Genomic DNA, 5549 nt, shown 5'->3' with positions numbered 1-5549 from the left:
CTATTTCTAATTCTATCATATCTTTGCTTAGTACTTGGTACATAGGGTTGTGTTTTTATGTTTCGCAACACAAATATCTACAACCCTTAATTTTTTCTCAAAAAAAGTCAAGATGACTTCTTCGATAATAATTTGTTTAACACTATCAAATCATATAAATCTAATAATTCCTAAACTGCTTAGATTGATCAAAAACTGCTTGTAAAATTTTTTGTTCAACTTCATCATACACTAATTTTCTTCGTTTCATAACCACTTCTGCAACTTCATTTACTTTATTCATCTTATATTCTGTAAAACCAGAAGCCCCTCCCCAACTAAATGAAGGGACAAAATTACGAGGAAAACCACTTCCGAAAATATTAGCAGAAACACCTACTACAGTTCCTGTATTGAACATTGTATTAATGCCACACTTAGAATGATCCCCCATTATCAATCCACAAAATTGCAAACCTGTTTTAGCAAATCTACCAGTTTCGTAACTCCATAATTTTACTTCAGCATAATTATTTTTAAGATTAGAATTATTAGTATCGGCTCCTAAATTACACCACTCTCCTAATACAGAATTACCTAAAAAGCCATCATGTCCTTTGTTAGAATACCCAAATAATACGGAATTATTTACCTCTCCTCCTACTTTACTAAAAGGACCTAAAGTAGTTGCTCCATATATTTTAGCTCCTAACTTTAACACTGAATTTTCACACATAGCCAATGCTCCTCTTACTACAACTCCTTCCATTATTTCAGCATTCTTTCCAATATAAATAGGTCCGCTAGTGGCATTTAATGTAGCAAAGGTTAATTTAGCTCCTTCTTCTATGAAAATATTCTCTTTTCCAACACATTGAATAGTGTCAGGTATCGGTTGTGACTCTCTTCCCTCTGTTATTAAATCAAAATCTAATTGAATTGCTTGAGCATTGTATGAAAATATATCCCATGTATTTTTAATTTGAATAATATCTTCTTCAAATTCTATCTGAACATAATCTTCAAAATTTACTTCTTCTTGTTCTTCTGTTGTATAAAAGGCTATTACATCTTCTCCTTTAAAAATAGCTTCATTTTTAGACAAGTTTTTAACCTTTTCAACCAAACTTGGAGTTGGCACAAAAGACGCGTTTAACATTACATTTTCTTCCATTTCAACCATTGGGTATTTTTCCTCTAAATACCCTTCAGTAATGGTTGTGGTAGTGGAACCTAAAAACTTTTCCCACTTTTCTCTTATTGTAAGAATTCCAACTCTAATGTCTGCTACCGGTCTTGTATATGTAAATGGTAATAAAGATTTTCTGTTATCACCATCAAATAAAATATAATTCATTTTTTAATTCTTTTGAAGCAAGACAAACTTACAACAAAAAGTAACAATAGCTAATAACCAACCTTTAAATAATAGATTGTTTGCAATAAATTTAAACTTGTAAAACTTCTCTAGCGAAAGCATTTAAAAAACTGTTGACTAACTGTTTAAAAAAAACAAAAATAAATTAAACAAAATGTTGTTTTTTACAATTTTATTTACTATAGGTGTTTTTCCTATTACAAGATTTATTTATTAAAAGTATATTTGAGTATATAAGATATTTCGTCCCCCAATTGTTACATACATGTGTAATCCTAAACCTTCTGAGTATTCATTTATTCTAGAAGGTTTTGTTTTTGTTTTCTTCCCAAGCTTTTCTCATATCTTTTGATAAAACACCTGATCCATCATGATTCCATCCTGGTGGCTTAAAAAAATATAAGAATCTATTTTTTATAGATACTTTTGATTTAAATGCGTCTTTGAACATAAAAAACCATTCATTAAAAGCTACTTTAACAGGATTGTAAGTTTCAATATTCTTTACTAGTCCATACACTGGCTTTTCTACTTCTGGTTCAAAAGTTCCGAATATTCTATCCCAAATAATTAAAATTCCACCATGATTTCTATCTAAATATTGAGGATTGGTGGCATGATGTACTCTATGATGACTAGGAGTATTAAAAATAGCCTCAAACCATTTCGGCATTTTTTTAATTAATTCAGTATGTATCCAATATTGATACAATAAACTAATACTTTGTTGCACTAACACCATTATTGGATGAAAACCAATTAAGATTAATGGTAACCAAAAAATGAATGTGTAAAAACCTCCTGTCCAAGTTTGTCTTAAAGCTGTACTTAAATTATACTTTTTAGAAGAATGGTGTACAACATGACTTGCCCAAAATAATCTACTTTCATGTGCTATTCTATGATTCCAATAGTAAGCAAAATCATCAGCAAAAAATAACAACAACCAAGCCCACCAAGTAAAAGGTATTGTAAAAACTTTAAACTGATATAAAAATGTAAAAGCTCCCAACATAATCCCTTTATTCAATAATCCCATAAAAACATTACCTAATCCCATTGTTATAGAAGTTAAAGCATCTTTAAACTCATAATCATCTAGTTTTACTTTAACTGTTAAAACAGCTTCAATAATTATAGTAACAACAAAAACAGGTATAGCGTAATGAATTAAATTAGGAATTTCAGGTACAATCATATTTTACATATATAAATTATGCACAAGATACTAAAAAGTAAAATGATTTAATAATTAGTGATTAGAGTATCAATAAAAAACGTATATTTGCAAACTTAAAATTAATTTTATTATGAATCATTACGAAACTGTTTTCATTTTGAATCCCGTTTTATCTGAGACTCAGATAAAGGAAACAGTAAAAAAGTTCGAGGACTATTTGGTTTCTAAAGGAGCAGAAATGACCCACAAAGAGGATTGGGGCTTAAAGAAATTAGCTTACCCAATTCAAAAGAAAAAAAGTGGTTTTTATCACTTATTAGAGTACAAGGTATCTGGTGAAGCTATTACTCCGTTTGAATTAGAGTTTAGACGTGACGATAGCGTTATGCGTTATTTAACTGTAAGGTTAGATAAACATGCAGCAGCTTGGGCTGAGAAGAGAAAAGAACGTGTTAAATCTGCAAAAAAGTAATCAATTATGTCATCAATTGAACAACAAGCAAAAGGTAACAAGCAAGGAGAGGTACGTTATTTAACTCCGCTTGATATTGAAACTAAAAAAGAAGCAAAATACTGTCGTTTTAAAAAGAGCGGTATTAAGTACATCGATTATAAAGATGCTGATTTCTTAATGTATTTAGTAAACGAGCAAGGTAAAATTTTACCAAGACGTTTAACAGGAACTTCATTAAAATATCAACGTAAAGTTGCACAAGCTATTAAAAGAGCTCGTCATTTAGCTTTAATGCCATACGTTGGAGACATGTTAAAATAAAAAAGAAGTAGAGAATCATGGAATTGATATTAAAACAAGACGTAGAAAATTTAGGTTTTAAAGACGATGTAGTAACTGTTAAGAATGGTTACGGACGTAATTACCTAATACCTCAAGGATATGCAGTTTTAGCTACTTCTTCAGCTAAAAAAGTTTTAGCTGAAAATTTAAAGCAACGTGCATTTAAAGAAGCTAAATTAGTTGAAGATGCTAACAAAGTATTAGAAACTGTTAAAGGATACGAATTAAAAATAGCATCTAAAGTTGGTACTGGAGATAAGTTATTTGGTTCTGTAAACAATGCTGATGTTGCTGTAGCTTTAGCTAAGCAAGGAACTGAGATAGACAAAAAATATATTAAAGTAACTGGTGGTAATGTAAAAAGATTAGGGAAGTATAATGCTTCTGTACGTTTACACAGAACTGTTGTTGCTGATATCGTTTTTGAAGTAGTAGCTGAGAAATAAGACCTCACTTCTTACTGTAAGAATTAAAAACACACTCAATTGAGTGTGTTTTTTTATTGTAAAAAATCTTAAAAAAGGTGTTTTTCCTTATCTATTATATAAAAACTTGATACATATTTGTTGTACATACTTATAACTTTTTATATAATTTTAGGGGATTATTAATTATATAAAAAAAGCTCTGATTGAAAACTATATCAATCAGAGCTTATCTTTTTATAAACTTACTTTTATTATTCTTTTATATAATTACTTCTTGGTTTTTTATAATATCTTCAAAAGTTTCTCTTTTACGAATTAAATAATCTTTACCTTCATGAATCATAACCTCTGCAGGTCTGTATCTTGAGTTATAATTAGATGCCATAGAAAAACAATAAGCTCCTGCATTATGGAAACATAAAATATCTTCCTCTCTAATCTCATTAATTCTTCTATTTGTACCAAAAGTATCTGTTTCACAGATATACCCTACAATACTATAGAATCGTTCTCTCCCCTTTGGATTAGAGATATTTTCTATATGATGGTAAGAATTGTAAAACATTGGTCTTATTAAATGATTCAAACCACTATCAATACCTGCAAAAACAGTTGACGTAGTTTGCTTAATAACATTAACAGTTGCTAAAAAATAACCTGCTTGACTTACCAAAAATTTCCCTGGTTCAAACATTAATGTTAAATCTCTACCATACTCTTTACAAAAATCATTAAATCTTTTCGATAAATGTTTTCCTAAATCTTCAATATTTGTAGAAATATCACCTTGCTTGTAAGGAACTTTAAACCCACTTCCAAAGTCAATAAATTCAATGTTCTTAAATTGTTTTGCAGTATCAAACAAAATTTCAGTTGCCATTAAAAATGTATCTACATCTAAAATATCAGATCCTGTATGCATATGAATTCCGTTAATATGCATTCCGGTGTTCTCTACCACTCTTTTAATGTGTGGCACTTGATGAATTGATATACCAAATTTTGAGTCGATATGACCTACTGATATTTTTGAATTTCCTCCCGCCATTACATGAGGATTAATCCTAATACAAACAGGAATGTTTGGGTGCTTCTGACCAAAAAGCTCTAGAATAGATAAATTATCAATATTAATCTTAACTCCTAATTTAGCTACATCTTCTATTTCTTTTAAAGAAACTCCATTTGGTGTATAAATTATATTGCTTGGTTCAAAACCAGCTAATAAACCTAGTTTAACTTCTTGAATTGATACAGTATCCAAACCACTGCCTAGTTGATTAAAAACTTTTAATATATTTACATTAGACAATGCTTTAACAGCATAATTTATCTTTACCTTTTTTACTTTAGAAAATGCTTTTATAATACGTTTATACTGACTTTTAATTGTATCTGTTTCGTATACATACAGTGGGCTATCATATTTTTTAGCCAAATCTAATAGTAAATTATTATCCATTTTATTTTCTTTTAAAGTCCAAAAATATCGATATGAAAAAAGATAAAAAAACGCTTTCAAGAATATAACACAATGTTATTTTGTGTGAAAATTTACACTTTTTCTTTTAATGTAAAATTAACTTCAAAAAACTTTCAATAATATTTATTTTACTGAAGCTATAGAAACTAAACTCGATAAAATAGTATGATTTAGAATTATAAAAGTGAAGTCATCTTGACTTTTCAATTTTATGAAATTTCTTTAATCCGATTACAATAAATGCTAGGAAATTAAAGCCTTTCCAACTAGTAATTGTGGTGTCAAATCTATTCAATAAAGAACGA

The 5549-nt window shown here is 28.9% G+C and carries 6 protein-coding genes and 1 pseudogene; 3 read left to right on the top strand and 4 right to left on the bottom strand.

The window, feature by feature from the left end; translation table 11 throughout:
• Positions 1-160: 160 nt before the first annotated feature.
• Positions 161-1336 (bottom strand): GlmU family protein, encoded by a 1176-nt coding sequence (locus EYW44_RS21795; protein WP_132727971.1) that lies wholly within the window; start codon positions 1334-1336, stop codon positions 161-163.
• 322 nt (positions 1337-1658) lie between these two features.
• Complete coding sequence (locus EYW44_RS21790) at positions 1659-2555, bottom strand: sterol desaturase family protein (RefSeq protein ID WP_132727968.1); 897 nt, start codon at positions 2553-2555, stop codon at positions 1659-1661.
• A 112-nt stretch (positions 2556-2667) separates the two neighbouring features.
• Between EYW44_RS21790 and rpsF the strand changes: the two genes are divergently transcribed.
• From rpsF to rplI, 3 genes are read left to right on the top strand one after another with little or no spacing between them, the layout of a single operon-like run.
• A complete protein-coding gene (gene rpsF / locus EYW44_RS21785) occupies positions 2668-3009 on the top strand; it encodes a 30S ribosomal protein S6 (RefSeq protein WP_132727965.1) in 342 nt (113 codons plus the stop codon).
• A 3-nt stretch (positions 3010-3012) separates the two neighbouring features.
• A complete protein-coding gene (gene rpsR / locus EYW44_RS21780; protein WP_207893829.1) occupies positions 3013-3312 on the top strand; it encodes a 30S ribosomal protein S18 in 300 nt (99 codons plus the stop codon).
• Positions 3313-3329: 17 nt separating this feature from the next.
• Complete coding sequence (gene rplI, locus EYW44_RS21775) at positions 3330-3779, top strand: 50S ribosomal protein L9 (RefSeq protein ID WP_132727959.1); 450 nt, start codon at positions 3330-3332, stop codon at positions 3777-3779.
• 241 nt (positions 3780-4020) lie between these two features.
• On the opposite strand, the gene lysA is transcribed toward rplI, so the two are convergent.
• Together lysA and EYW44_RS22845 are read right to left on the bottom strand one after the other, a co-directional pair.
• Entirely contained in the window at positions 4021-5223 is a 1203-nt protein-coding gene (gene lysA / locus EYW44_RS21770; protein ID WP_132727956.1) for a diaminopimelate decarboxylase, read from the bottom strand.
• A 211-nt stretch (positions 5224-5434) separates the two neighbouring features.
• Positions 5435-5549: pseudogene (locus EYW44_RS22845) on the bottom strand (IS5/IS1182 family transposase); the annotation flags it as partial.

The organism is Tenacibaculum sp. M341, assembly GCF_004337695.1.
Taxonomy (GTDB): domain Bacteria; phylum Bacteroidota; class Bacteroidia; order Flavobacteriales; family Flavobacteriaceae; genus Polaribacter.
This window is presented reverse-complemented; position numbering and strand designations above follow the sequence as displayed.